We start from the raw sequence: 23,013 nt of genomic DNA, 5'->3' as shown, positions 1-23,013 counted from the left end.
CCTCCGGGCGGCGGGCCGTTAGCATGCCCGATGATGGTCGGATGCGAGTGACGATCAGGGCCCCGCGGTCCGGTGACGAGGTGGCGTACGCCCAGGCGGTCCGGCGGTCCGCCGACCACATCGGGCGGTGGAACCCGGTCGAGCCGGACGGGCTCCCGGACCTGCTGGAACGCCAGGGGCCGGGTCTGCGGACCTTCCTGGTGGTCGACCGGGAGACCGGTGGGCTGGTCGGCAAGGTCAACGTGGCCAACATCGTGATGGGCCGGTTCTGCAACGGCTCGCTCGGCTACGACTCCTACCTGCCGTTCGCCGGCACCGGGAGGATGACGGAGGGCATGCGGCTGGTGCTGGACCGCTGCTTCGCCCCGCAGACGGAGGACGGTCTCGGCCTGCACCGGCTGGAGATCAACGTGCAGCCGGACAACGGGCGCTCGATCGGGCTGGCCAAGCGGCTGGGCTTCCGGCACGAGGGGTTCACCCCCCGGATGCTGTTCCTCCAGGGCGAGTGGCGGGACCACGAGCGGTTCGCGCTGACGGCGGAGGAATGGCCCGGTCCGGGCTCGGAGGGGTAGCCGGTCCGGGGCGGGCGGGCGGGCGGCCGGGTACGGAGGATCGGCCGGCCGGGTACGGAGGGGCGGCCGTCCGTGCGGCGTGTGCGGCGCGGCGTTGCGGTTGAAGGACCCGAGCAGATGTCCGTATTGTCCGATGGGTGACCGATCCCGTGCCGCCGCGCCAGACCCCCGACCAGCCGTGGCGCTCCGAGGGCGCCCCTCCGCCGCCACCCCCGCGCCGCAAGATGCCGGGCGGCTGGATCGGCCTCGTCCTCACCGCCCTCGTGGTGTTCCTGATCAGCGATCTGCTGCTGTCCTTCTTCGGTCCCGGCGGCGCCACCACGATCTCCTACACCGAGTTCAACAACCAGCTGAACAAGGGCAACATCACCAAGATCTACTCCAAGGGCGACTCGATCGAGGGAACCCTCAAGAACGCCGAGCCCAAGCCGGACGGTGAGAAGGGGACGTACACCGACTTCGACACCCAGCGCCCGGTCTTCGCCGGTGACGACCTCTGGGCCACCCTCCAGCAGCAGGGCGTCGAGGTCACCGCCGAACCGGTCGTCCAGCAGCGCAGCTTCCTCGTCAACCTGCTGTTCTCGCTCGCCCCGATGCTGCTGCTCATCCTGGTCTGGGTGCTGCTCGCCCGGCGGATGGCCGGCGGCCTGGGCGCCGGCCCGCTCGGCCGCAAGACCCCGCCGAAGCCGGTCACCGCGGAGTCCGGCAAGCGCACCACCTTCGCCGACGTGGCCGGTATCGACGAGGTCGAGGCCGAGCTCACCGAAGTGGTCGACTTCCTGAAGAACCCGCAGCAGTACCGCAGGCTCGGCGCCAAGATGCCGCGCGGCGTGCTGCTCAGCGGCGCGCCCGGCACGGGCAAGACCCTGCTCGCCCGGGCCGTCGCGGGCGAGGCCGACGTGCCGTTCTTCTCCGCGTCCGCCTCGGAGTTCATCGAGATGATCGTCGGCGTCGGCGCCAGCCGGGTCCGCGAGCTGTTCGCCGAGGCCCGCAAGGTCGCCCCGGCGATCGTCTTCATCGACGAGATCGACACCATCGGCCGCCAGCGCGGCGGCGGTGGCGGCACGGGCGGCCACGACGAGCGCGAGCAGACGCTCAACCAGATCCTCACCGAGATGGACGGCTTCACCGGCTCCGAGGGCGTCATCGTCATCGCCGCCACCAACCGGGCCGACGTGCTCGACCCGGCCCTGCTGCGCCCCGGCCGGTTCGACCGGCGGATCACCGTCAGCCCGCCGGACCGCGACGGCCGCGCCGCGATCCTGCGCATCCACACCAGGGCCGTCCCGCTGGCCGAGGGCGCCGACCTCAACCGGCTCGCCAAGGTCACCCCGGGCATGACCGGCGCCGAACTGGCCAACCTGGTCAACGAGGCCGCCCTGCTGGCGGTCAAGCGCAGGCAGGACGCGGTCGGGGAACGCGACCTCTCGGACGCGCTGGAGAAGGTCCAGCTGGGCGCCGTCCGACCGCTGGTCATGCCGCAGGCGGAGCGCGAGCGGACGGCGTACCACGAGAGCGGCCACGCCCTGCTCGGCATGCTCCAGCCGGGCGCGGACCCGGTCCGCAAGATCACCATCGTGCCGCGCGGCCGGGCCCTCGGGGTCACCCTCTCGACCCCGGAGACGGACCGGTACTCCTACACCGAGCCCTACCTGCGCGGCCGGATCATCGGCGCGCTCGGCGGGATGGCCGCCGAGCAGGTCGTCTACGGGGTCATCACCACCGGGGCGGAGAACGACCTGGAGCAGGTCACCAACATCGCCCGCGGCATGGCCGGCCGCTGGGGCATGAGCGAACGGGTCGGCCGGCTCACCGCCGTCCCGTCCGACCCGCAGGGTGCGTACGGGCTCTCCGCCGCGCCGACCACCCTGGACGCGGTGGACGAGGAGGCCCGGCGGATCGTCTCCGAGTGCTACGACGAGGCGGTGCTGCTGCTGACCGAGCAGCGGTCCCGGCTGGACGCGCTGGCGGAGGCCCTGCTGGCGGCGGAGACGTTGAACGAGGAGGAGGCGTACCGGGCGGCGGGGGTGCCGCGGAAGTCGCTGGACTGAGGGGTGGGGGGCGGGGGGCTGCGGCGCGGGTGTGCGCCGGCGAGGTCTGCGCCGGCCAGGTGTGCGCCGGTGAGGTCTGCGCCGGTGAGGTGTGCGCGGACAGAGGCGCGGGCCGACCGGGGCGTGCGCCGGGTCGTGCGCGCCCCGGTCCGTCGGTTCCGCCGCGGTCCCGCCGCCGTTCCGCGCTCGTTCCGCCGCCGGTGACCCGTCAGCGCGGCCGCTCGGCGACGAGGTAGCGGAACACGTTCTCCATCCGCACCGTGCCGTCCGGCCGCAGGTACGGGTGCAGCGCCTCCTCCAGCTCCTTCGCCACCAGCGGCAGCCCGGAGAACTCCGCGGCCGCGTCGTACAGACCGGTGGAGAGCAGCCCGCGGACCGCGCTGTCCAGGTCCGGGTAGGCGAACGGGCAGCCGACCCGGCCGCCGCCGGCCGGCCGCAGACCGGTTCCGGCCAGCAGGTCCTCCAGCGCTCCGGGCGGACTCAGCTCGAACGGGTCCCGCGCCGTGCTGCGCCGGGCCATCCGGCGCGCCACGTCCAGCACCGCCGCGCTCCCGCAACGCTCCCGCGGCCCCCAGGAGGCCAGCACCACGTGTCCGCCGGGGAGCGTCAGCCGGGCCGCCTCGGCCACCGTCCGGTAGGGATCGGCGGATCCGGGGAGCCCCTCGAAAACAGTGACCAGCGAATAGGCCGAGCGGGCGACGGCCACCGCCGTCCGGGGCCCGCTCCCCACCCGCAGCCGACGGCCGCGGGCCAGCTCGCGCAGCTCGCTCTCCGGCTCCAGGCCGGCGACCTGCGCACCGCGTCCCGCGGCGAGCAGCAGCGCCAGTCCCGACCGGCAGCCCAGCCCCAGCACGCTGGTGGCGGGACCGACCTCCAGACGGTCGTGGACGGCCTCGTAGAGCGGCACCAGCATCCGTTCCTGGATCTCCGCCCAGTCGCGCGCCCGGGCGGCGGCGTGCTCGGCCACCGAGCGCGGGTCGTGCGGTGGTGCGCCCGTGGGTCGTACGGTCGTGCCGGTCACCCGCGCTGAAGCCATCGCGGTCTCCTATCCGGTCCTTCGGTGTGCTGCTTCGGCCCCCCAAAGTCCCGCCCCACTCCAGCGAACAGCGGCTCGGGCGCGGCGTCCAGAGGGGTGCGGGGTGGTGCGCGCGTGTCGGGGTGGTGCGCCCCCGGGTGAGACGCCGCGCTATCGATTCGAAGTCGAAGGCCGGATCGCCGTACCATTCGCCCCATGGCTAAGGCACCCGTTCTCACCCCTCAGGCGGAAGACTTCCCGCGCTGGTACCAGGACCTCATCAGCAAGGCCGAGCTGGCCGACAACGGTCCGGTGCGCGGCACCATGGTCATCCGACCGTACGGCTACGGCCTGTGGGAGCGGATGCAGCAGGAGATGGACGCGCGGATCAAGAAGGCCGGCGCCCAGAACGCCTACTTCCCGATGTTCATCCCGCAGTCCTACCTGACCAAGGAGGCGGAGCACGTCGAGGGCTTCGCCCCCGAGCTCGCCGTGGTGACCCACGGCGGCGGCAAGCAGCTGGAGGAGCCGGTCGTCGTCCGTCCGACCTCCGAGACGATCATCAACGAGTACTTCTCGAAGTGGGTGCAGAGCCACCGCGACCTGCCCCTGCTGATCAACCAGTGGGCCAACGTGGTCCGCTGGGAGCTGCGCCCGCGCGTGTTCCTGCGCACCACCGAGTTCCTCTGGCAGGAGGGCCACACGGCCCACGCCACGTACGAGGACGCCCGCGCGTACGCCTCGATGATCCACACCCAGGTCTACGGCGACTTCATGACCAACGTGCTGGGCATCGACGTCGTGCTCGGCCGCAAGACCGCCAAGGAGCGCTTCGCCGGCGCCATCAACACCCTCACCCTCGAAGGCATGATGGGTGACGGCAAGGCGCTGCAGATGGGCACCAGCCACGAGCTGGGCCAGAACTTCGCCAAGGCGTTCAACACCACGTACCAGCTGCAGGGCGCCGAACGCGAGTACGTCTGGCAGACCTCCTGGGGCGTCTCGACCCGCATGGTCGGCGGCCTGATCATGTCGCACGGTGACGACAACGGTCTGCGGGTCCCGCCGCGGCTGGCCGCCGTCCAGGCCGTCGTCCTCGCCATCAAGGGCGACGACGCGGTGCTCGCCAAGGTCCGCGAGATCGGTGCCCGGCTGGAGGCCGCCGGCATCCGGGTGGTCGTCGACGACCGCACCGACACCCCGTTCGGCCGCCGCGCCGTGGACTGGGAGCTCAAGGGCGTGCCGCTGCGCATCGAGGTCGGTCCGCGCGACCTGGAGAACGGCACCGCGATGCTGGCCCGCCGGATCCCGGGCGGCAAGGAGCCGGTCGCGATCGACGGCCTGGTGGAGCTGCTCCCGGGCATCCTCGACGAGGACCAGGCGCAGTTGCTGCGCGAGTCGCGCGAGCGCCGCGTGGCCCGCACGGTCGACGTGAAGAACCTCGACGAGGCCGTCGAGGCCGCCGCCACCGGCTGGGGCCGCATCTCCTGGGCCGAGCTCGGCCCGGCGGGCGAGGCCAAGCTGGCGGAGCAGGGCGTCTCGGTGCGCTGCATCGTGGCCGCCGACGGTTCGGTGCCGCAGACGGACGATCAGGACGGCAACATCGCGATTGTCGCGCGCGCCTACTGACGGACGACCACGGACGACTGTGCGCAACCGGCGCGGTACCTCGGTGGCGTTGTCGGCGTGGGTGATGTGTCGTACGGGATGTGTCGTGAGAGATGTCGTAATACGACATCCACTGACGCGGACTGACGGCTGTTGACCGGCGCTGCGGTGAATTCGCGGGGCCGCTGACCGGGCTTGTTCCGCGCATGTCTCACATGTCGGCATCGCTACTGGTCGGTCAACTGCCGGTATTAACGGAATAGCGGTACGGTGTACGGCCCGTGGCCCTGTCAACTCGACAGGTCCGCGGGCCGTACGTCCTGGGGGCGACAGCCCGTCCCCGGACGGAATTGACGAGGCTCGCCGAGCTCGGCGGCCCCAAACCAGCAGGGGGTTGGTCTTGCGTCAGATCCGGAACGCGCATTTCGCGCGGGCTCGCACATTCCTGAGAGTTTCCTGGGAATTCCCGGGGAACGGGAACACGCGGAACATCAGCTCCTACTCCATCGTTGGTCTAGCGTGAGCACGACACAGCCCCTCGTTCTCGCGGCCGAACTGGCCGCCGCCTGGAGTGACATCCAGGCCTACCATCAGGACCTCCCCGACCTCGCCTCTCCCGAGGCGTTGATCGGCGAGTCCTCCTCGGCCTGTGGTACCCGGCTCGGTTTCGAGCGGCTCCTCCACGAGGCTGCCCATGGTCTGGCCGCGGCCCGGGACATCCGGGACACCTCGCGGGCCGGCCGCTACCACAATCGGCGCTTCCTCCTCCTGGCCTCCGAGCTGGGCCTGGCGCACCCGGTCGAACCGCACGCCAGTAGCGGCTTCTCCCAGGTGACCATGCTCAAGGAGACCCAGGAGCGGTACGCCGAGACCATCGAACGCCTGGATCGCGCTCTGGGGGCGCACCAGGAGGCGGTGGCCGGTGAGGGAGCCTCGCGCGCCTTCCGCGGGCCGGCCGCCCGGCACGGCTCCTCCGGGGGTGGCGTCCGGGTCAAGGCGGTCTGCGGCTGCGGCCGCAACGTCCGGGTCGTTCCGTCCGTCCTCGCGCAGGCGTCCATCGTCTGCGGGGCCTGCCAGCAGCCGTTCAAGATCGCGTAGTCCGGGGAGCTGGAACAGCTCGGGGAACCCGGGGAACCGGTCGGTGGCTGTGCGGGCAGCGTGCCGGGCCGGAGCGATCGACGGCGTTCGACAATGATTCGCCAGTGATGTGGAAGTGGTTGGGCTGACCGGGAGCGGGGGCTCCCGGTCGACCTGTTTCCGGGCCCCTTCGCGGCGGGCGCCGAAGGGGCGGCCGGTCCCGGCTCGTGCGAGGCGGTCTGCGCCGGTATGGCACAATGGACAGCTGAGTACTCGGCAGCCGAGCAGGACCCCTCTCTCCTACGGCTGGCGTGTCCCTTGAACGGCCCACCTCGCAACCCCACGCGACGGCAGGGCCGCTCACCCACGTCAACACCAGGAGAATCCACTCCCGTGGCAGTCAAGATCAAGCTCAAGCGTCTCGGCAAGATTCGCTCCCCGCACTACCGCATCGTCGTCGCGGACGCCCGCACCAAGCGTGACGGTCGCGCGATCGAGGAGATCGGCATCTACCAGCCGACCTACAACCCCTCGAAGATCGAGGTCGACACCGACCGCGCCCAGTACTGGCTGTCCGTCGGCGCCCAGCCGACCGAGCCGGTTCTCGCCATCCTCAAGCTGACCGGCGACTGGCAGAAGTTCAAGGGCCTGCCGGCTCCGGCGCCGCTGCTCGTCGCCGAGCCGAAGGTCGAGGACTTCTCGCACCTGTTCGCCAAGGCCGTCGCCGGCTTCGAGGACGCCACCACTGGTGTCGCCATCACCCCGAAGGCCAAGAAGTCGGACAAGGTCGAGGCTGAGGCCGACGCCGCCGCCGAGGCCTGAGCGTGATCGAGGACGCCCTCGACCACTTGGTGAAGGGCATCGTCGAGCACCCCGACGAGGTGCAGGTGCGCTCGCGCAACCTGCGTCGGGGCAACACCATCGAGGTGCGTGTGCACCCCGATGACCTCGGCAAGGTGATCGGCCGGGGCGGCCGCACGGCGCGCGCACTGCGTACCGTGGTCGGAGCCCTCGGCGGTCGCAACGTCCGGGTCGACCTCGTCGACGTGGACAGCATTCGCTGACGCAGCTGTTCGTTGTTCGGACAGCCGTCGGATTCGAGGCCGGCCGGGACGCATGTCGTCCCGGCCGGCCTTCGCCGTTTTCTCGTGCTGCCCACCGCGGCAGCCTTCCCAAGCACTCACCCAGGAGAACGATCACCGTGCAGCTCGTCGTCGGCAAGATCGGCCGCGCCCACGGCATCAGGGGAGACGTCAGTGTCGAGGTCCGCACCGACGAGCCGGAGCTCCGGCTCGGGCCCGGTGCCGTCCTGCTCACCGACCCCGCGTCGACCGGGCCGCTGACCGTCGAGTCCGGCAAGGTGCACAGCGGCCGGCTCCTGCTGCGGTTCGCCGGCGTGAAGGACCGCAACGCCGCCGAGGCGCTGCGCGGCACCGTCCTCATCGCCGAGGTCGACCCGGAGGAGACCCCGGACGACCCGGAGGAGTACTACGACCACCAGCTGATCGGCCTGGACGTGGTGCTGCTCGACGGCACCCCGGTCGGTGAGCTCACCGAGGTCGTCCACCTGCCCTACCAGGACCTGCTCACGGTCAGGAAGGCCGACGGGACGGAGGTGCTGGTGCCCTTCGTCACCCGGATCGTGCCGGTCATCGACCTGGAGAACCAGCGCGCCGTGATCGACCCTCCGGGCGGGCTCATCGACCCGGCGGGGGCCGAGGTCGCCGGGAGCGAGGCCGATGAGCCCGCCGACGGCCCGGAGGCGTCGGCCGAGGGCCGGGAGGAGTCGGAGTGACCACCGAGGAGCCGACCGTTCCCGTCGGTGCCGATGCCGGTGTCGAGGTCGGGTCCGGTGCCGAGGTCGGGTCCGGTGCCGGGTCCGGTGCCGAGGTCGAGTCCGGTGCCGAGGGCGGTGCCGGTGTCGAGGCCACCGGTGTCGTCGCCGGGGTCGCGCCGGTGCAGAGCGGGATGCGGATCGACGTCGTCTCGATCTTCCCCGAGTACCTGGAACCGCTGAACATCTCGCTGGTCGGCAAGGCCCGCGCTCGCGGCCAGCTCGACGTGCACGTCCACGACCTGCGCGACTGGACGCACGACGTGCACCGGACCGTCGACGACAGTCCGTACGGCGGCGGCCCGGGCATGGTGATGAAGCCCGAACCGTGGGGCGAGGCGCTCGACGCGGTGATCGGCCGGGGCCCGGCGGGGGAGGTGCCGACCCTGGTGGTGCCCACCCCGAGCGGTCGGCCGTTCACCCAGGAGCTCGCGCAGGAGCTCGCCGGTCGTCCGTGGCTGGCGTTCACCCCCGCCCGCTACGAGGGCATCGACCGTCGGGTGATCGACGAGGCCGCCACCCGGATGCCGGTCGTCGAGGCGTCGATCGGCGACTACGTGCTCGCCGGGGGCGAGGTCGCGGTCCTGGTCATGGTCGAGGCGATCGCCCGGCTGCTGCCGGGTGTGCTCGGCAACGCCGAGTCCCACCGGGACGACTCCTTCGCGCCCGGCGCGATGGCCGACCTGCTGGAGGGCCCGGTGTACACCAAGCCCGCCGAGTGGCGCGGACGGGCGGTGCCGGACGTGCTGTTGAGCGGCAACCACGGCCGGATCGCCCGCTGGCGGCGCGAGCAGGCATTCGCCCGCACCCTGGCCAACCGGTCGGACCTCGTGGAGCGCTGGCGGTACGGGGCCTTCGACAAGAAGGACCGGGAGGCGCTCAGCGTCCTCGGCCTGGCCTGGGACGAGGGGCTCGGCCGATTTCGGTCAGCGGCCGGTGATGTGGAAGAATAGGCCGCTGTTGTCTGTCGCTGGGCTCCTCCCGTAGGGGTCACGTGGTTCGGCGCCCCCGCCACGGGGGGACCGCCGGTCGCCGATGCGGCCCGCAGCACACCCCATTGTGACGAACTTCCGTGGGCGGCCCGTGGCGCCTGCGATGGAGAGCAACATGAGCAACAAGCTCGCTGCTGTCGACGCGGCTTCGCTGCGTAGCGACATTCCGGCCTTCCGCGCCGGTGACACCCTGAAGGTGCACGTCCGGGTCATCGAGGGCAACCGCTCCCGTGTCCAGGTCTTCCAGGGCGTCGTCATCCGCCGCCACGGCGCCGGCGTCGGTGAGACCTTCACCGTTCGCAAGGTCAGCTTCAACGTCGGTGTCGAGCGCACCTTCCCGGTGCACACCCCGGTCGTCGAGAAGATCGAGGTCGTGACCCGCGGTGCGGTTCGCCGCGCCAAGCTGTACTACCTGCGTGACCTCCGCGGCAAGGCCGCGAAGATCAAGGAGAAGCGCGACCGCTGATCCACCGTCCTCCGGCTCCGCCGGGGGATCGGATCGCTCTGGGGGGCCGGCCTGCCGCACGGTAGGCTCAGCCCCCGATGAGCACGCACGAACCACCCGCGGACCGCGACGGCTGTCCCGCACCCACCGGTGCGGACTCGCCGACGCGGTCCGCGGTCGTTTCCGCGGGGGCTTCTGCCGACAGGTCCGCGGACCGGGTCGCCGCGGACGCGGCAGACGCCGGGGAGCGTGCTGCCGGGACTGCCGGGACTGCCGGCACTGCCGGGGACGCCGGGATCGCCGAGGACACGGAGGAACCGGCCCGGTCGCGGTCCCGGGACCTCCTGCTGCTCACGGGTGTCTGCCTGTTCGTCCTGCTGCTGGTCAACGCCTTCGTGGCGCGTCCGTTCTCGGTGCCGTCCGCGTCGATGGAGAACAGCCTGCGCCCCGGCGACCGCCTGATCGTGAACAAGCTGTCCTACGCGTTCGGCGGCCACCCCGAACGGGGCGACGTGGTGGTGTTCGACGGCACGGGTTCCTTTCTGCGCAAGCCGGTCGAGCGGGACGGGTTCTGGACCGGGCTTCGCTCCTTCGGCCGAACCGTCGGTCTGGTGCCGGCCGGCGACACGGTCTACGTGAAGCGGGTCATCGGTGTCGGCGGCGACCGGGTCACGAGTGCCGGCCCGGGGCACCCGATCACCGTGAACGGCGTGCCGGTCGACGAGTCCGCCTATCTGGCGCCGGGGGACGAGCCGTCCGCGGTGGCCTTCGACGTGGTGGTCCCCGCCGGCAAGCTCTGGGTGATGGGTGACCACCGAACCGCTTCCCGGGACTCGCGCGACCACCTCGGCGAGCCCGGCGGCGGGTTCGTTCCGGAGGCCAGGGTGATCGGGCGGGCCGCCTGGGTGGTCTACCCGGTCGGGCACTGGAGCAGCCTGGACCGGCCGGCGGCGTTCGCCGCGACAGGGGGGACGGGTGGTCATGGGGACCAGAGGTAGGGGCCGGCTGGTCGACCGTCCCGCCCCCGGGTCCACCGGATCCCCAGGGGCGGGGAAAGAGGCAGGGGCAGAGGCAGGGGAAACACCGGAGCCGTCCTGGCCGGAGCCGGTCGGCGCCGAGTCGGCGGGGCCCGAACCCGTCGGTCCTCGCCGGACCGGTCCTGAGCAGGTCGGTCCTGAGCAGGTCGGGCCGGTGGTCCGGGGCCGGGCCGAGCGTCGGCGCACCGCCCAACGGGCGGCCCGTCGCCGCAGACGTTCCCATCTGCGGGAGATCCCGCTGATCATCGTGGTGGCGCTGGTGGTGGCGCTGGTGATGAAGACCTTCCTGGTCCAGGTCTTCGTGATCCCCTCCGGTTCGATGGAGCAGACCATCCAGATCGGCGACCGGGTGCTGGTGGACAAGCTGACCCCCTGGTTCGGCGCCGAGCCGGAGCGCGGCGAGGTGGTGGTGTTCAAGGATCCGGGCGGCTGGCTGGAGAACGGCCACCACGGCCCGTCCTCGGACGGGCCCGTCCTGCGCGGGGCCAAGCAGGTGCTGACCTTCGTCGGACTCCTGCCGTCGGACAGCGAGCAGGACCTGATCAAGCGCGTGATCGGAGTCGGCGGCGACACGGTGGAGTGCTGCGACGAGCAGGGCAGGGTCAGCCTCAACGGCAAGGCGTTGGACGAGCCCTACCTCGCGCCGGGCAACCCTGCCTCCCGGCAGCCGTTCAAGGTGAAGGTGCCGCAGGGGCGGCTCTGGGTCATGGGTGACCACCGGGACGTGTCCGCCGACTCCCGGTTCCACATGGGGAGTCCGGGCCAGGGAACCATCCCGGTGAGCGGAGTGGTGGGGCGGGCGTTCATGATCGCCTGGCCGCTGGGCCGGGTCCATCAACTTGATGTGCCGGTTTCACTCTCCTCGGTGGCGCAGGGCCCGGGGGCCCGCGGAACTGTGCCGAACTCCGTGGATGTTGGGCCGGGTCCTGAGGAACCTCCGCTCGTTATGGGTGTGTTGGGCATCCTTCCGCTCGTCGGCCGCAGGGTGGGGCGGGACCGACTGTAGGTCGGAGCAGGCCGATGACCGGCCGGGTCGCGCGTGTGGGACCGCGAGCCGGATGCCCGGGAGTGATAGAGAAGAGTGCTGGTGCGGCCTGTCCGTGTTGACTGGTCGCATTCGAAGGCTGTGCTGGTGTCAGGTGCGCCCGGACGGGGTGGTCCTGACGTTCACGGTCGGTGGTGGAGCGTGGTGCCCGCTGTGCGGCACTGTGAGCGCGGACGCACGGGCGTCCGCACAGCAGGGAGGAGACGTTGTGGGGGATTTGGTGATCGGCGCCCGCTCAGGTGCCGGAGAGCCCGAGGGCTCCGGCGGCAGGGCGGCCCGGTCCGCGGAGTCGACTGCGCCTTCGGCCTCGGCCGAGGATGCGACGGCCCAGTCCGCCGACGAGCACGGTGACGGCGCGGGTGACGCCTCCGAGGACACCGGAGGTGGGACCACGCCGACTGACGAGGCGGAGGAGCAGTCGGGCCGGACCGAGCGCAAGCAGCGCTCGTTCTGGAAGGAACTGCCGATCCTGATCGGTATCGCCCTGGTCCTGGCGCTCGTGATCAAGACCTTCTTCGTTCAGGCGTTCTCCATTCCGTCGGAGTCGATGCAGAACACGCTTCAGGTCGGGGACCGCGTCCTGGTGGACAAGCTCACCCCGTGGTTCGGTGCCGAGCCGGAGCGCGGCGAGGTCGTGGTGTTCCACGACCCGGGCGGCTGGCTGGCCGACGAGCCCACCAACGAGAGCAGCAACTCCTTCGTCCGGGGCATTCAGGAAGTGCTCAGCTTCGTCGGCCTGATGCCCTCCGACAACGAGAAGGACCTGATCAAGCGGGTCATCGCGATCGGCGGCGACACCGTCGAGTGCGAGGGCGAAGGCCCGGTGAAGGTCAACGGGATCGCGCTCGACGAGCCGTACGTCTTCCCCGGGAACACCCCCTGCGGCACCAAGCCGTTCGCCCCGGTGAAGGTCCCGGAGAACAGCATCTGGGTGATGGGTGACCACCGCGCGGACTCGCTCGACTCGCGGTTCCACATGGACCAACCGGGCGGCGGCACCGTCCCCGTCGACGAGGTGATCGGGCGTGCCTTCGTGGTGGCGTGGCCGATCGACCACTGGTCGACGCTTCCGGTGCCGGCCACCTTCGACCAGAAGGGCCTTGCGTCGGCTGCGCCGGTGGTGCCGGCCGCTGCCGGGGCCGTGGGCGCCGTCGCCCTGCTCCCGCTGGTGCGCCGGCTGCGGAACCGGGCGGAGCGCGACAAGCGGTCCTGACACCGAACCTCTTGTTCCCGGGTCTTGCGCGGGCCGTGGTACCGACGAGTAGTCTGCTCGGACGTGCCACGGCCCGCCGGGTTTTCCGCCCGTGGACCGGGCGCACCGTGAGCGTTTCCGGGTCTGTCAGGGGTGGACGGTATCGATGAGCAGTCTCGCGGAACGGGCGCCCGACCGTCAGCCGGCCGCCCCGCAGCCCCGGTCCCGCTTCAAGCCCGCAGCCGTACTGCAAGGGGTGCTGCTCGGGCTCGGGCTGGTCCTGATGATCGGCGGCTTCGCGGTGATCGCCGTGAACTACCGCCCCTACGACATCCCGACCGCCTCGATGGCCCCCACGCTCCAGGTCGGGGACACCGTGCTGGCCAGAAAGACCGACGGCGCGGACATCGGCCGCGGTGACGTGGTGATCTTCCGTGACCAGGCCTGGGGCGCACAACCCATGGTCAAGCGCGTCGTGGCGGTCGGCGGTGACACGGTCGCCTTCGACGGGGGACAGCAGCGGCTGACTGTCAACGGCAAGCCGGTGGAGGAGTCCTACCTCTCGGCGCAGGGCCCGCAGGGCGGTTCCTACAGCGTGACGGTTCCGGCGGGCCGCCTGTTCCTGCTCGGCGACAACCGGCTGGGCTCGCTCGACTCCCGCGTCCACCTGGAGGTCGACGGCGGGACCGTCCCGGCCGCCGACGTGGAGGCCCGGGTCGAGGGCACCGTGCTCCCGTTCGGCCGGGCCGGCCTGCTCGCCGGTACCAGCGCCTTCGACGAGGTCGGCGGACCCGGCCCGGCCGGACCCGGTCCACTGGAGCCCGCCTTCTACGCGACCGTTGTAGGCGCGGCGACGGTCGTGGTGACCTCGGCGGTGGGCGGAGCGGCAGGTCTGGTCCGCAAGCGCCGCCGGCCGTCCTGACCCCGGCCGGTACCGCGCGTGCCCGGGCCGCTCTGTCGAACCTCGCCCCGGACGCCCGCGCCGGGTGGCAGGATCGGGGGAACGACCGGGTCGGACGAAGGGAGCGTGGAGACCCGCCATGACGGCACAGCGGCGCAGGGCGTCGCGGATCCTGCTGCTCGACGGCCGGGACCGCCTGCTCCTCTTCCACGGCGCCGACCCCGCGACACCCGGCGTCACCTGGTGGTTCACGCCGGGCGGCGGCCTGGAGCCCGGCGAGGACGTACGCGAGGCGGCCGAGCGGGAGCTCGCGGAGGAGACCGGCCTGCGGGGCGTGGAGCTGGGCCCGGTGGTGGCGTACGGCACGGCTTCGTTCTCCTTTCAGGGGCGGCGCTACGAGCAGGAGCAGTGGTTCCACCTCGCCCGGACGACGGACACGGTGCTCGACCACTCGGGCATGGGCGCGGACGAACACGCCCAGCTCCTCGCGGCACGCTGGTGGACGGTCGGGGAACTGAGGGCCACCACCGAGACCGTCTACCCGGTCGGGCTGGTGGACTTTCTGGAGCGGCTGTTGACCGAGGGGCCACCGGTCACTCCGGTAAGGCTCTGAGGGTGGGTGCAGTGGTCCACAATGGGTGGACGTGACAAGTTGAGGGGACGCCTGGATGAGTGCCGAAGATCTCGAGAAGTACGAGACCGAGATGGAGCTCAAGCTCTACCGGGAGTACCGGGACGTCGTCGGCCTGTTCAAGTACGTGATCGAGACCGAGCGACGGTTCTACCTCACCAACGACTACGAGCTGCAGGTGCACTCGGTCCAGGGCGAGGTGTTCTTCGAGGTGTCGATGGCGGATGCGTGGGTCTGGGACATGTACCGGCCGGCCCGGTTCGTCCGCAAGGTCCGGGTGCTGACCTTCAAGGACGTGAACATCGAGGAGCTCGCGAAGAGCGATCTGGAGCTGCCCTCGGACGAGCCCGGCTTCGGGAACTGACGTTGGACCGCCCCGGCCCCGGATGTCCAGGGGAATTTCGCGCATTCCGGGATTACCACTCCTGCGGGTGACAGGAGTTATCCACAGGCCGGGGTTTTCCACAGGAAGTGACAACCTTCTGGTCCGCCCCGGGGCCGCACGGCAACCTCCTCGGCGGAGGTGGTCACCGTGCAGGACACCAAGCGCGCAACGCGCAAGCAGACGGCGAAGGCCCAGCAGGACGGTCGGCCGCCGCGCCGGAGGGCGGCGCGGCCCGGGGCGACCGGCGGGCAGTCCCCGCCGGTCACCCCCGGTGCGGCCGGCCCGGCGCGGACCGGCAACGGCGGCCTCGGCCGCTACGGCGAACAGGTCGCCGCCCGGCGGCTGGCCGAGGACGGCCTGCGCATCCTGGACCGCAACTGGCGGTGCACCGAGGGCGAACTCGACATCGTGGCCCTCGACGGCGACACCGTGGCGGTCTGCGAGGTGAAGACCCGCTCCGAGCGGGGGTTCCAGCACCCCAGCGAGGCGATCGACCGGACGAAGGCCGCCCGGCTGAGGCGGCTGGCGGAGCGCTGGATGGCCGAGCGCTGGCCCGGCCACTTCGAGCGACTGGCCGGACCCGACTACCGGCCGGGGCCCGCCGATCCGCCGTGGGTACCCGTCCCGCCGGGCGGAGTCCGGATCGACCTGGTCGCCGTCATCAACCGGATCCGCGGCGCCGCTTCGGTGGACCACCTGCGGGGGGTGGTCTGAGATGGCCTTCGCCCGGACGTGTTCCGTCGCGCTGGTCGGCGTCGACGGCGTGATCGTCGAGGTCCAGGCCGACCTGGAGCCCGGGGTGGCGGCGTTCACCCTGGTCGGCCTGCCCGACAAGGCACTCACCGAGGCCCGCGACCGGGTGCGCGCGGCCGTCGTGAACAGCGGTGAGACCTGGCCGCAGCGGAAGCTGACCGTCGGACTGAGCCCGGCGTCGGTGCCCAAGAGCGGTAGCGGCTTCGACCTCGCGGTGGCCTGCGCCGTGCTGGCCGCCGCCGAACGGCTGGACCCCTCCGCGATCGCGGACCTGCTCGTCATCGGCGAACTCGGGCTCGACGGGCGGGTGCGCCCGGTGCGCGGGGTGCTTCCGTCGGTGCTGGCCGCCGCCGACGCAGGCTACCTGCGGGTCGTGGTGGCCGAACAGACCGCCGCCGAGGCCTCGCTCGTCCCCGGTGTCACCGTCATCGGCGTGCGGAGCCTTCGCCAGCTGGTGGCCGTACTGACCGGAGCGCCCGAACCGGAGGAGCCGCCCGACCCGGTGGGCGGGCGCCCGGACCCCCTGATGGCCGGCCTGATGCTCCCCGGGGCGGGGGTGCGCGGGCTGCCCGGCGACGCGGCGGCCCGGATGGACCTCGCCGACGTGGCCGGACAGTACGAGGCCCGCAGGGCCCTGGAGATCGCCGCCGCCGGCGGCCACCACCTGTACCTGAAGGGCCCGCCGGGTGCGGGCAAGACCATGCTGGCCGAGCGGCTGCCGTCGCTCCTCCCGCCGCTCACCCAGAAGGAGGCGCTTGAGGTCACCGCGGTCCACTCCGTGGCCGGGCTGCTCCCGGCCGGTCGGCCGCTGATCGACCGCGCGCCCTACTGCGCCCCGCACCACTCCACCACCATGCCGGCGATCGTCGGCGGGGGCAGCGGACTGCCGAGACCGGGCGCCGTCTCGCTGGCCCACCGGGGCGTGCTCTTCCTGGACGAGGCACCGGAGTTCCCGGTCCGGGTGCTCGACGCCCTGCGCCAGCCGCTGGAATCGGGCGAGGTGGTGATCGCCCGTTCGGCCGGATCGATGCGGCTGCCGTCCCGCTTCCTGCTCTGCCTGGCCGCGAACCCCTGCCCCTGCGGGCGCCACTCCCGGCGGGGAGAGGGCTGCGAATGCACGCCGGCCATGGTCAGCCGGTACCAGGGGCGGCTCTCCGGACCGTTGCTGGACCGGGTCGACCTGCAGGTCCAGGTCGCCCCGGTGACCAGGGCCGAACTGATGCAACGGGACAGCACGGCGGAGACCACCGAGATCGTCGCGGCGCGCGTCCTGGTCGCGCGTGAGCGGGCGGCTGCCCGGCTGGCCGAGACCCCCTGGCGCACCAATGCCGAGGTCCCCGGTTACGAGCTCCGCACCCGTTGGCAGTTGGCGTCGGGCGCGCTGAACGACGCCGCGCGCCAACTGGAACGCGGTCTGCTGACCGCCCGCGGCCTGGACCGGGTGCTCCGGGTCGCCTGGACGGTCGCCGACCTCGCGGGCCGGGACCGCCCCGACCGGCGCGACGTCAGGACCGCGCTCGTCCTGCGCACCGGGGTCGAACAGGGGCTCCCGCTGACGGAGCGTTTCGACGGCTGGTCCGGCCCGTCCGGCCCCGCCCCGGAGGGGGACGGTGACCCGGTGGAGAAGGAAAAGCGGCCGGCCCGCCCGCGTACGGCCCGCACGAAGCCCGACCGGCACGCGGAGACCGAGGAGACCGTCGTATGAACCGCACCGCCGACCACCGCAGGCACGGCTCGTCGCCGGGGACCAAGGGAGCCCCGGGGGTCGGGTCGGAGACCGTTCCCGGGATCGAGTCGGAGCGTCTCGCCAGGGTGCTGCTCAGCCGCCTCAGCGAACCGGGCGACGCGGTGATCGGCCGATGGCTGGCCCGCCTCGGGGCTCCCGAGGTGCTGCGGACGATCAGGGACGGCACCGTGCCCGGCCAGCCGGGCCCGGACGCCGGCCGGTTGGCCGGATACCGGGCCCGGCTGGCCGACCTCGATCCCGTCGCCGACCTGGAACGGGTACGAGAGGCCGGTGGACGCTTCATCATTCCGGGCGACACGGAATGGCCGAGCCAGCTGGACGATCTCGGGGAGAGCCGGCCGATCGGGTTGTGGGCGGCAGGCCCCGGATCGCTGCGCCTGCTCGCCCTGCGTTCGGTCGCCGTCGTCGGCGCCCGGGCGTGCACGGCGTACGGCGCACACGTCGCCGGAGAGCTCTCCGCACAACTCGCCGAACGCGGATGGGTGGTGGTTTCCGGTGGGGCGTACGGGATCGACGCGGCGGCCCACCGCGGCGCGCTGGCGGTCGGCGGGATGACCATCGGGGTCCTCGCCTGCGGGGTGGACGTGGCCTACCCGCGGGGCAACACCGACCTGATCCGCAGGATCGCCGCCCAGGGGCTCCTGCTGAGCGAACTCCCGCCGGGGGAGCACCCCACCCGGTTCCGGTTCGTCCTGCGCAATCGGGTGATCGCCGCCCTGACCAGGGGCACGGTGGTGGTCGAGGCGGCGATGCGCAGCGGGGCACTCAGTACGGCCCGACGTGCCCGCGACCTCAACCGGCACACCATGGGCGTCGCCGGGCCGGTGACCTCGGAACTCTCGGCCGGGGTGCACGCCCTGATCCGCGGCGGCGCCACCCTGGTCACCGACGCCGCCGAGGTCGCCGAACTGATCGGCGCGATCGGCGACGACCTGGCACCGCAGCGGAGCGGGCCGGTCCTGCCGAGGGACCTGTTGGAGCCGGAGGCGGCGCTGGTCCTGGAGGCCGTGCCGGCCACGGCGGAGGGCGCGCCGGTGGAGCGACTGGCCCGGCAGTCCGGACTCCCGCCGGACGAGGTGCTGCACCGGCTCTACGAGTTGGGTTCGCTCGGTTACATCGAGCGCCACGGAGCCCACTGGCGCCTGGTCAGGAGGAGGTGACGCGCAGGCGCGCAGGCGGGCAGGCGGGCAGGCCGTCGGGCGGACCGGTCGGGCTGCGGTTCGCCGCCGCCGGTACCCGGTTCCGGCGACACGAGTGCCACCGGATCGAGGGACGCCCGAGTGGCGGTAGCACTCTGCAGCGAGTCGGTCACGCTACGCTCGCCATGCCTTCCCTATCAGCACATGACTCGGCAGAACGGCGCAGACCAACGCATGCCCACACACATTCCGGGACACAGAGTGACCGGTGGCGCCCGGTCCTCGGGAGGGCCGCGGACCGAGCGGCGCCCCGTGACCGAGTTCCCGTCCAAGGCCACGGGCGGGATGGGGTCCCTGGCGCGGCAAGGCGGCCGACCGGCGCACACCGGGGCGCACGACGACCGGCCGGACGCGTCCGGCGCCTCCGACGACGCGTCGGCCATCGCGCCGGCCCCCGCACCGGTCGAGACCCCGGCCCCCCGCCGGGCGACGGGCGGCCAGGACCGCACGGCTCTCGAAGCACTCTGGCGCTCCTACAAGGAGACGGGTGACCAGCGGCTGCGGGAACAACTGATCCTGCACTACTCACCACTCGTCAAGTACGTCGCGGGCCGGGTGGGGGTCGGCCTGCCCTCCAACGTGGAGCAGGCCGACTTCGTCTCCTCCGGTGTCTTCGGACTGATCGACGCGATCGAGAAGTTCGACATCGACCGCGCCATCAAGTTCGAGACCTACGCGATCAGCCGCATCCGCGGCGCGATCATCGACGAGCTCCGGGCGCTGGACTGGATCCCGCGCTCGGTGCGACAGAAGGCGAAGGCGGTCGAGCGGACGTACGCGACCCTGGAGGCCCGGCTGCGGCGGACGCCGCACGAACCCGAGGTCGCGGCCGAGATGGGCATCGCCATCGAGGACCTGCACGCCATCTTCAGCCAGCTCTCGCTCGCCAACGTGGTCGCCCTGGACGAACTGCTCCACCCCGTCGGCGAGGGCGGCGACCGGCTGAGCCTCATGGAAACCCTGGAGGACCACGGCGCCGACAACCCGGTCGAGGTGGCGGAGGACCGGGAGCTCCGCAGGCTGCTGGCGCAGGCCGTGAACACCCTGCCCGAGCGGGAGAAGACCGTGGTGACGCTCTACTACTACGAGGGGCTGACCCTCGCGGAGATCGGTCAGGTCCTCGGGGTGACCGAGAGCAGGGTCAGCCAGATCCACACGAAGTCGGTGTTGCAGTTGCGCGCCAAGCTTTCGGACATTCGGTAGGGACGCTCGGCCGTCGCGCACGCCGGGCCCGCGCCCCTGTGCCTCTTGGCGCTTCCCTTCCGCGACCTCTGCGACGCGCGGCACCGTACCGGCGCGCTGTAGGGCTCCGTACAGTGGGAGGGTGCCGAAGATCCGAGCGGCCAGTGTGGCCGAGCACCGTCAGTTGCAGCGGGCAGCTCTTCTTGATGCTGCCCGCAGTCTCCTCACCGAAGGAGGCATGGAAGGGCTGAGCTTCCCCGCGCTCGCCGCGCGTACGGGGCTCGCGCGCTCCTCGGTGTACGAGTACTTCCGTTCCCGTGCGGCGGTGGTCGAAGCGCTCTGCGAGGTCGACTTCCCGCTCTGGGCGGCCGAGATCGAGGCCGGCATGGAGAGCTGCGACACTGCGGCCGAGCGGATCGAGTCCTATGTTCGCGGACAGTTGCTGCTGGCCGCGGACCCGCGCCACCGGGCGGTCGCCGCGATCTCCGCGCTGGAACTCGACGACGCGGCCCGTGAACGCATCCGGGCGGCGCACGGGAAGCTGGCCGGACTGGTGGTCCAGGCGCTGGAGGACTTCGGACACGAGCGGCCGAGGCTCGCCGCAGCGCTGCTCCAGGGGATCGTCGAGGCGGCCGTACGGCAGTCCGAGCAGCGCGCGGCCGGCGGGCGGGCCGAGAGTCCCGAGGTGATCGCGGACGCCGCCGTCGCCCTCGCCCTGTACGGGCTGGGGCCCAGCTGACCCCTTCTCCCACCCCGGGTGGTGAGGGTGTGGCCGAGCCCGGGCCGCCGTCCGCGCCATCCGCTCCGCCGTCCGCTCCGCCGCGCGGGTGACCCCCCGGATCGTCGCCGAGCGGTAGCAGACGGGCAGTGCCGGCGCCGAGCAGGGCCGGCGGGTCGAGGTACCGCCTGCCGCGCAGCAGGCCCCAGTGCAGGCAGGACCCGTCGGCGCAGTGGCCGACACCGGTGGTGAGCCGCCCGATCACCTGGCCCGCCACCACCGGGGTGCCCACCGGGACGCTGCCGGTCACCGGCAGGTAGGTGGTGCGCAGTGGTGGAGCCGGAGGCGCGGCGGACGTCGGGTGGGTGACCGTGACCACGGGGCGGCCCGCCACTGGTCCTGCGAACGTCACCACGCCCGCCGCCGCCGACCGGACGTCCGCGCCGGGCGCGGCGGCCAGGTCGACGCCCCGGTGGCCGGCGGCATAAGGGCCGGCCGGCGCATCGAACCGGTCGACGATCTCGCCCGGCCCGCCCTGGGGACCGTCCACCGGCCATGACCGCTGCTGCCCCCGGTTCCCGCTTCCGGTCCCACCCCCTCTCCCTTGTCTCCCTTGTCTCCCTTGTCCGTCGACCCCGACCCCGACCCCGACCCCGACCCCGACCCCGACCCCGACCCCGACCCCGACCCCGACCCCGGCCCCGACCCCGTCACCCTGACCGCCGTTCCCGCTGACGGACTCCTCGGCCGCATGCCCCGCCTGTCCCGGCAGGACGGTCAGCAGCAGCGCCGTCAAGGTCAGCAGCGCGAGCAGCAGCACCCTGTGGCCGTGCCCGGGACCCGGCCCGGGCGGCGGGAGCGCCAGCAGGGGGCCCGCACCCGAGCCGGCACCCGAGAAGCCGCGCCCTGCGGAACCGCGCCCCGCGGAACCACGACCTGCGGAACCGCGGCGTGCACCGACCGAAACACCCGTCATTGCCGTCATGCGGTCGAGGCTCCCCGTGCCGCCCCCGCCCCACCAGCCCTGTTCCGGTTCCTGTGGACAACCGGCCCCTGTGGACAGCGGCTGTCCCCCCAACGGGTGCACGCCGTCGGTGTACGAGGGCCCGGGAGGCCCGCCCCGTGTCCTCGTCCGCTTCCCGCCCGTACCGGAGCGCGCGGCCCTGCCGGGGGGCGCCCGCCTGTCGTGGAGTCGCTCGGCGCTCGGCGCTTCCCGTACACTTCACACGCGACCCGGTCCGCCGGGTCGACTTCGCACGCCCCGCCACCGGTGGACAGAAGCGGCCCCGGCCGCCACCCTCCGCCAGGTGCGAGTGCCGCTCGGTCCGCCGAGCCCGGACGGTCCCAGGACCGCTCGGGTGGAAGCGGCTCGGCACGTTCGGGGCGTCAGGCGTGGCTGTCACCTGGCTGCCACGAACAAAACCGAGCCTGACCCGGCCGTTCGCAGACGCCGAGCGGGGAGCGCCACCGCGCCTACCGCCACGCAGCTGTGCCAGAGCCGGGCGCAACACCTGAGGAGCACGGCTATGGCCGTCGTCACGATGCGGGAGCTGCTTGAGAGCGGCGTCCACTTCGGTCACCAGACCCGCCGCTGGAACCCGAAGATGAAGCGCTTCATCATCACCGAGCGCAACGGCATCTACATCATCGACCTCCTGCAGTCGCTGAACTACATCGACCGCGCCTTCGAGTTCATCAAGGAGACCGTTGCCCACGGCGGCAGCGTCCTCTTCGTCGGCACGAAGAAGCAGGCCCAGGAGGCCATCGCCGAGCAGGCCACCCGCGTGGGCATGCCCTACGTGAACCAGCGCTGGCTCGGCGGCATGCTGACCAACTTCTCGACCGTCTACAAGCGCCTGCAGCGCCTCAAGGAGCTCGGCGAGCTGGACTTCTCGGACGTGGCCGGTTCCGGCCTCACCAAGAAGGAGCTCCTGGTCCTCCAGCGCGAGCACGACAAGCTGGAGAAGACCCTCGGCGGTATCCGTGACATGCAGCGCGTTCCCAGCGCTGTCTGGATCGTGGACACCAAGAAGGAGCACATCGCGGTCGGCGAGGCCCGGAAGCTCAACATCCCGGTCGTCGCCATCCTCGACACCAACTGCGACCCCGACGAGGTCGACTACAAGATCCCGGGCAACGACGACGCGATCCGCTCCGTCACCCTGCTGACCCGCGTGATCGCCGACGCCGTCGCCGAGGGCCTCAAGTCCCGCGCGGGTGTCGCCAAGGGCGACGTGAAGGCCGAGCCGGGCGCCGACCAGCCGCTGGCCGACTGGGAGAAGGACATCCTGGAGGGCGAGAAGAAGGCTGAGGAGGCTCCGGCCGCCGAGGCCGAGGCCACCGAGGCCCCCGCCGTCGAGGCCACCGAGGCTCCGGCCGCCGAGGCCGAGGTCACCGAGGCCCCCGAGGCCCCGGCCGCCGAGGTCACCGAGGCTCCGGCCGAGCAGGCCTGACGTACCAAGGGTGAGGGGCACCCACCGGTACGACACCGGTCGGTGCCCCTCTCTCCCGTGGCGTGGCCGGACCACCGGCCCAGGCCCAACCCCACGCCGACCCCCGCGACGCCTCGGGGGAGTGACACCATGGCGGACTTGAACGCCGCGGCCCTCAAGAAGCTCCCGGAACGCAC

General features: G+C 72.2%; 22 protein-coding genes and 2 pseudogenes. 21 read left to right on the top strand and 3 right to left on the bottom strand.

The genetic code is table 11. The features are described 5' to 3' along the window. The first annotated feature begins 41 nt into the window (after nucleotides 1–41). A complete protein-coding gene (locus ACFWOG_RS26345; protein ID WP_329882878.1) occupies nucleotides 42–572 on the top strand; it encodes a GNAT family protein in 531 nt (176 codons plus the stop codon). 137 nt (nucleotides 573–709) lie between these two features. Then, complete coding sequence (ftsH, locus tag ACFWOG_RS26340; RefSeq protein ID WP_380361207.1) at nucleotides 710–2,623, top strand: ATP-dependent zinc metalloprotease FtsH; 1,914 nt, start codon at nucleotides 710–712, stop codon at nucleotides 2,621–2,623. A gap of 35 nt (nucleotides 2,624–2,658) precedes the next feature. Here ftsH and ACFWOG_RS26335 read toward each other — a convergent pair. Together ACFWOG_RS26335 and ACFWOG_RS26330 are read right to left on the bottom strand one after the other, a co-directional pair. Beyond that, nucleotides 2,659–2,835 (bottom strand): annotated as a pseudogene (locus ACFWOG_RS26335) (pentapeptide repeat-containing protein); the annotation flags it as partial. Further along, on the bottom strand, nucleotides 2,832–3,659 hold the full coding sequence (locus ACFWOG_RS26330; protein WP_329882880.1) for a methyltransferase domain-containing protein: 828 nt from the start codon (nucleotides 3,657–3,659) through the stop codon (nucleotides 2,832–2,834). The gene ACFWOG_RS26330 and the pseudogene ACFWOG_RS26335, both read right to left, overlap by 4 nt. Nucleotides 3,660–3,854: 195 nt before the next feature. Between ACFWOG_RS26330 and proS the strand changes: the two genes are divergently transcribed. The 18 genes from proS (at nucleotide 3,855) to ACFWOG_RS26240 (ending at nucleotide 20,405) form a co-directional block, all read left to right on the top strand. After that, entirely contained in the window at nucleotides 3,855–5,267 is a 1,413-nt protein-coding gene (gene proS, locus ACFWOG_RS26325; RefSeq protein ID WP_380361206.1) for a proline--tRNA ligase, read from the top strand. A 498-nt stretch (nucleotides 5,268–5,765) separates the two neighbouring features. Next, nucleotides 5,766–6,344, top strand: a complete 579-nt coding sequence (locus ACFWOG_RS26320) for a hypothetical protein (RefSeq protein ID WP_327681034.1) — start codon at nucleotides 5,766–5,768, stop codon at nucleotides 6,342–6,344. 372 nt (nucleotides 6,345–6,716) lie between these two features. Beyond that, nucleotides 6,717–7,145 carry a 30S ribosomal protein S16 gene (rpsP, locus tag ACFWOG_RS26315; protein WP_329882883.1) on the top strand — a complete coding sequence of 143 codons (429 nt, stop codon included), beginning with the start codon at nucleotides 6,717–6,719 and terminating at the stop codon, nucleotides 7,143–7,145. 2 nt (nucleotides 7,146–7,147) lie between these two features. Further along, nucleotides 7,148–7,387, top strand: a complete 240-nt coding sequence (locus ACFWOG_RS26310) for an RNA-binding protein (protein ID WP_030306741.1) — start codon at nucleotides 7,148–7,150, stop codon at nucleotides 7,385–7,387. A gap of 137 nt (nucleotides 7,388–7,524) precedes the next feature. Next, complete coding sequence (rimM, locus tag ACFWOG_RS26305; RefSeq protein WP_329951677.1) at nucleotides 7,525–8,118, top strand: ribosome maturation factor RimM; 594 nt, start codon at nucleotides 7,525–7,527, stop codon at nucleotides 8,116–8,118. Between the two features lie 173 nt (nucleotides 8,119–8,291). Then, nucleotides 8,292–9,110: a tRNA (guanosine(37)-N1)-methyltransferase TrmD gene (gene trmD, locus ACFWOG_RS26300; protein WP_329882918.1), complete on the top strand. Its 819-nt coding sequence runs from the start codon at nucleotides 8,292–8,294 to the stop codon at nucleotides 9,108–9,110. A gap of 154 nt (nucleotides 9,111–9,264) precedes the next feature. After that, on the top strand, nucleotides 9,265–9,615 hold the full coding sequence (gene rplS, locus ACFWOG_RS26295; protein ID WP_063347674.1) for a 50S ribosomal protein L19: 351 nt from the start codon (nucleotides 9,265–9,267) through the stop codon (nucleotides 9,613–9,615). Nucleotides 9,616–9,692: 77 nt separating this feature from the next. Next, on the top strand, nucleotides 9,693–10,592 hold the full coding sequence (gene lepB, locus ACFWOG_RS26290; RefSeq protein ID WP_380361205.1) for a signal peptidase I: 900 nt from the start codon (nucleotides 9,693–9,695) through the stop codon (nucleotides 10,590–10,592). 193 nt (nucleotides 10,593–10,785) lie between these two features. Further along, nucleotides 10,786–11,637 carry a signal peptidase I gene (lepB, locus tag ACFWOG_RS26285; RefSeq protein WP_380361204.1) on the top strand — a complete coding sequence of 284 codons (852 nt, stop codon included), beginning with the start codon at nucleotides 10,786–10,788 and terminating at the stop codon, nucleotides 11,635–11,637. Nucleotides 11,638–11,884: 247 nt separating this feature from the next. Continuing rightward, a complete protein-coding gene (gene lepB / locus ACFWOG_RS26280) occupies nucleotides 11,885–12,889 on the top strand; it encodes a signal peptidase I (RefSeq protein ID WP_380361203.1) in 1,005 nt (334 codons plus the stop codon). Nucleotides 12,890–13,034: 145 nt separating this feature from the next. Beyond that, entirely contained in the window at nucleotides 13,035–13,790 is a 756-nt protein-coding gene (gene lepB / locus ACFWOG_RS26275) for a signal peptidase I (protein WP_380361202.1), read from the top strand. Nucleotides 13,791–13,908: 118 nt separating this feature from the next. After that, nucleotides 13,909–14,382: an NUDIX domain-containing protein gene (locus tag ACFWOG_RS26270; RefSeq protein WP_329951681.1), complete on the top strand. Its 474-nt coding sequence runs from the start codon at nucleotides 13,909–13,911 to the stop codon at nucleotides 14,380–14,382. A gap of 55 nt (nucleotides 14,383–14,437) precedes the next feature. Continuing rightward, nucleotides 14,438–14,764: a DUF2469 domain-containing protein gene (locus ACFWOG_RS26265; protein ID WP_030306725.1), complete on the top strand. Its 327-nt coding sequence runs from the start codon at nucleotides 14,438–14,440 to the stop codon at nucleotides 14,762–14,764. Nucleotides 14,765–14,932: 168 nt separating this feature from the next. Next, nucleotides 14,933–15,499: a YraN family protein gene (locus ACFWOG_RS26260; RefSeq protein ID WP_329882890.1), complete on the top strand. Its 567-nt coding sequence runs from the start codon at nucleotides 14,933–14,935 to the stop codon at nucleotides 15,497–15,499. Nucleotide 15,500: 1 nt separating this feature from the next. Then, nucleotides 15,501–17,243: a YifB family Mg chelatase-like AAA ATPase gene (locus tag ACFWOG_RS26255; protein ID WP_380361201.1), complete on the top strand. Its 1,743-nt coding sequence runs from the start codon at nucleotides 15,501–15,503 to the stop codon at nucleotides 17,241–17,243. Beyond that, on the top strand, nucleotides 17,240–18,445 hold the full coding sequence (gene dprA / locus ACFWOG_RS26250; protein WP_380361200.1) for a DNA-processing protein DprA: 1,206 nt from the start codon (nucleotides 17,240–17,242) through the stop codon (nucleotides 18,443–18,445). Before ACFWOG_RS26255 ends, dprA begins: the two co-directional genes overlap by 4 nt. A gap of 324 nt (nucleotides 18,446–18,769) precedes the next feature. Continuing rightward, on the top strand, nucleotides 18,770–19,687 hold the full coding sequence (gene whiG, locus ACFWOG_RS26245) for an RNA polymerase sigma factor WhiG (protein WP_380361208.1): 918 nt from the start codon (nucleotides 18,770–18,772) through the stop codon (nucleotides 19,685–19,687). A 145-nt stretch (nucleotides 19,688–19,832) separates the two neighbouring features. Further along, nucleotides 19,833–20,405 carry a helix-turn-helix domain-containing protein gene (locus ACFWOG_RS26240; protein WP_329882919.1) on the top strand — a complete coding sequence of 191 codons (573 nt, stop codon included), beginning with the start codon at nucleotides 19,833–19,835 and terminating at the stop codon, nucleotides 20,403–20,405. A gap of 211 nt (nucleotides 20,406–20,616) precedes the next feature. Here ACFWOG_RS26240 and ACFWOG_RS26235 read toward each other — a convergent pair. Continuing rightward, a pseudogene (locus tag ACFWOG_RS26235) lies at nucleotides 20,617–21,360 on the bottom strand (peptidoglycan DD-metalloendopeptidase family protein); the annotation flags it as partial. A gap of 550 nt (nucleotides 21,361–21,910) precedes the next feature. Between ACFWOG_RS26235 and rpsB the strand changes: the two are divergent. Next, nucleotides 21,911–22,837: a 30S ribosomal protein S2 gene (gene rpsB, locus ACFWOG_RS26230; RefSeq protein WP_355403503.1), complete on the top strand. Its 927-nt coding sequence runs from the start codon at nucleotides 21,911–21,913 to the stop codon at nucleotides 22,835–22,837. Nucleotides 22,838–23,013 lie beyond the last annotated feature (176 nt).

Source organism: Kitasatospora sp. NPDC058406 (assembly GCF_042722765.1).
In the GTDB taxonomy this organism is placed as follows: Bacteria; Actinomycetota; Actinomycetes; order Streptomycetales; family Streptomycetaceae; genus Kitasatospora.
The sequence above is the reverse complement of the archived record's forward strand: the minus strand, read 5'-3'. Positions and strand labels throughout refer to the sequence as shown.

Excerpts from the sequence above, each read along its gene's own strand:
- ACFWOG_RS26345 (WP_329882878.1), top strand. The coding sequence starts at position 42 with ATGCGAGTGACGATCAGGGCCCCGCGGTCCGGTGACGAGGTGGCGTAC.
- ACFWOG_RS26330 (WP_329882880.1), bottom strand. The coding sequence starts at position 3,659 with ATGGCTTCAGCGCGGGTGACCGGCACGACCGTACGACCCACGGGCGCA.
- proS (WP_380361206.1), top strand. The coding sequence starts at position 3,855 with ATGGCTAAGGCACCCGTTCTCACCCCTCAGGCGGAAGACTTCCCGCGC.
- trmD (WP_329882918.1), top strand. The coding sequence starts at position 8,292 with ATGCGGATCGACGTCGTCTCGATCTTCCCCGAGTACCTGGAACCGCTG.
- rplS (WP_063347674.1), top strand. The coding sequence starts at position 9,265 with ATGAGCAACAAGCTCGCTGCTGTCGACGCGGCTTCGCTGCGTAGCGAC.
- lepB (WP_380361205.1), top strand. The coding sequence starts at position 9,693 with ATGAGCACGCACGAACCACCCGCGGACCGCGACGGCTGTCCCGCACCC.
- lepB (WP_380361202.1), top strand. The coding sequence starts at position 13,035 with ATGAGCAGTCTCGCGGAACGGGCGCCCGACCGTCAGCCGGCCGCCCCG.
- ACFWOG_RS26270 (WP_329951681.1), top strand. The coding sequence starts at position 13,909 with ATGACGGCACAGCGGCGCAGGGCGTCGCGGATCCTGCTGCTCGACGGC.
- ACFWOG_RS26265 (WP_030306725.1), top strand. The coding sequence starts at position 14,438 with ATGAGTGCCGAAGATCTCGAGAAGTACGAGACCGAGATGGAGCTCAAG.
- ACFWOG_RS26255 (WP_380361201.1), top strand. The coding sequence starts at position 15,501 with ATGGCCTTCGCCCGGACGTGTTCCGTCGCGCTGGTCGGCGTCGACGGC.
- dprA (WP_380361200.1), top strand. The coding sequence starts at position 17,240 with ATGAACCGCACCGCCGACCACCGCAGGCACGGCTCGTCGCCGGGGACC.
- whiG (WP_380361208.1), top strand. The coding sequence starts at position 18,770 with ATGGGGTCCCTGGCGCGGCAAGGCGGCCGACCGGCGCACACCGGGGCG.
- rpsB (WP_355403503.1), top strand. The coding sequence starts at position 21,911 with ATGGCCGTCGTCACGATGCGGGAGCTGCTTGAGAGCGGCGTCCACTTC.